The following is a 2,816-nucleotide window of genomic DNA, read 5'->3' on the forward strand; positions in this document are numbered from 1 at the left end:
TCGTCGAAGTGCTGGAGCGTGCGGTGAAAACGCTGGTCGCCCGCGTCTATCTGGAGCGTGGCGTTTGGACGGCTCGCGCCGAAGACAAACGCATCCGTCTGGATATTCTGATAGAACCTGGTGGCGAGGGCGCGGCCGTGCATGGCCAGGTGGTGGTGCTGGAAATTACCGAGTACCCGCAAGGCTACCGTGCACCGATTGCCCGGGTGAAGGATGTGCTGGGTAATTATGCCGATCCTGGCATGGAGATAGAAATCGCGCTGCGCAAGCACGATTTGCCTCATGTATTTAGTGAAGTGGCTCAGGCGCAAGCCAAGGCGACACCGAAAAAGGTGCGTAAAAAAGATCAGCTCAAGGGGCGCGAAGATATTCGCGACCTGCCCTTGGTGACGATTGATGGCGAAAGTTCGCGCGACTTCGACGATGCGGTGTTTGCCGAAAAGCGGGGTAAAGGATACCGGTTGGTCGTTGCGATTGCAGATGTCAGTCATTATGTTCAGCCGGATGATGCGCTGGATATCGATGCGCTCGAGCGAGGCACCTCGGTGTATTTCCCGCGCCGTGTGATACCGATGCTGCCCGAAGCCTTGTCCAATGGCATCTGCTCGCTTAACCCGGATGTCGAGCGCCTGTGCATGGTGTGCGACATGCAAATCGGAGCCAAGGGCAAGGTCAAGCGCTATCGCTTCTATCCTGCGGTGATGCGCTCGCGTGCGCGACTTACCTATAACCAGGTCTGGGATTGTCTGCAAAACGGCACTGAGCACCCGCAGATGGCACAGATGCAAACGCTGCATGCCTTGTTCAAGGTGTTGCTGGCTGCGCGTGCCAAGCGAGGTGCAATCGAGTTTGACACGATTGAAACGCAGATGCTGTTTGATGGTGTTGGCAAGATTGAGCAGATTGTTCCAGTTGTGCGAAATGATGCTCATCGCCTGATTGAAGAGTGCATGCTGGCTGCCAATGTGTGCGCGGCAGAGTTTTTGCAGGAGAGCGGGCAGAAGTGTCTGTATCGCGTGCATGAAGGCCCAACGATTGAAAAACTGGAAAACCTGCGTGTTTTTCTGAATGGTGTGGGTCTGTCTTTGGCTGGCGGCGATAAGCCTTCGACCAAGGATTACGCCGAACTGGCCGAAAAGATTCAGGACCGGCCGGACGCCGAAGTATTGCAGACCATGTTGTTGCGCTCCATGCAGCAGGCGGTTTATAGCCCGACTAATGGTGGGCACTTCGGTCTGGCCTATAAAGCATATACTCATTTCACTTCGCCTATCCGCCGCTACCCGGACTTGCTGGTACATCGTGCGATCAAGGCGGTGCTGGAAGGGCGTAAATACAAGCCTTCGCAGAAGTGGGCACAACTGGGTGTGCATTGCTCCATGGTTGAGCGGCGTGCGGATGATGCCAGTCGCGATGTCGAGTCCTGGCTGAAAACCTACTATATGCGCGATAAGGTGGGCGAAGTCTTTACGGGCAAGATCGCTGCCGTCACCGGCTTTGGTGTTTTCGTTATGCTGGACGGCGTGCATGTGGAGGGTTTGCTGCATATCTCGGAACTGGGTAAGGACTACTTCCATTTCCGTAAAGAGATGCAGGCGATTGTCGGTGAGAAAAGCGGTATCCAATACCGCTTGGGGGATGCCATGACGGTGCGGGTGGTGCGCGCCGATCTTGAAAGTGCACAGGTCGACTTTGCATTGGTGCGTGAAACGCCTGAGGCCGAAATAGATAAGCCGGCCAAGCCCGCCAGATCGCGTCGGCGTAAAGGTGGCGCGGCCCGTGTTGCGGCTGAACGGCCTAATAGTGAGGTCGTGCCGCAGGCTGTGCCTGTCGAGAAGGCGTCGGAGCCTGTGGTACCTACTCCAGTTCAGGTGCCGGCTCCAGTTCAGGTGCCGGTAGCGGTGGTTGAACAGATTGCGCCTCCTGTTAAGGAAGTCGCTAAGGAAGTCGCCGCGCCTGCTACGCGTCGTCGTGGTGCCTCGCGTAATTCGGGGGTGACCGTCAAGTTGACGCCGGCGGTGACGCCTGTCGCGCCATCTGCGCCGGAAAAGCCTAAACCTAAGCCGCGTAGCCGGGCCAAGCCGGGCGCAGCGAAGATGCCGCCCGCTGCGGAGCCTGCGGTTAAGCCAGCAGTTAAACCCGCAGAGGGGGTCGCGGCCACGCCTGCGCGCAGTCGGCGTCGGCGTACCCCGCCGGTTGGCGAAAGCTGATTGCTGAATCGCCAAGACAAAAGCCGCATTTCGCGGCTTTTGTTAATTGTTGGTGTTTTTGGCGCTTTTTTCAAAATAAGTGTTGACGAGCCTGTCCGAAGTCCGTATATTTCGCCTCCTCAGCTGACGACGCAAACGAAACAAGCGGCGCGGCACTGCTCTTTAACAGAACGAACAACCGATAGGTGTGAGTGCTTGGCGATGCCAAACACTCGCACTGCAAGAAGATTGGAAACGTAAAGTTTCTTTGAACTTGCGTGCCAAAGTACGAAAAAAGCATAGAGATTGAACTGAAGAGTTTGATCCTGGCTCAGATTGAACGCTGGCGGCATGCTTTACACATGCAAGTCGAACGGTAACAGGGGCTTCGGCCTGCTGACGAGTGGCGAACGGGTGAGTAATGCGTCGGAACGTGCCAAGTAGTGGGGGATAACGCATCGAAAGGTGTGCTAATACCGCATACGCTCTGAGGAGGAAAGCAGGGGATCTTAGGACCTTGCGCTATTTGAGCGGCCGACGTCTGATTAGCTAGTTGGTGGGGTAAAGGCCTACCAAGGCGACGATCAGTAGCTGGTCTGAGAGGATGATCAGCCACACTGGAACTGA

General features: G+C 56.2%; 1 protein-coding gene and 1 rRNA gene. Both read left to right on the forward strand.

Annotated features, from left to right (window positions below):
• The coding region (gene rnr, locus EGI20_RS17135) for a ribonuclease R (RefSeq protein ID WP_498632927.1) at positions 1-2,210 on the forward strand (2,210 nt) is incomplete at its 5' end.
• A gap of 287 nt (positions 2,211-2,497) precedes the next feature.
• Positions 2,498-2,816: ribosomal RNA gene (locus tag EGI20_RS17140) — 16S ribosomal RNA — on the forward strand; the annotation flags it as partial.

This window comes from Aquitalea sp. S1-19, from assembly GCF_024343515.1.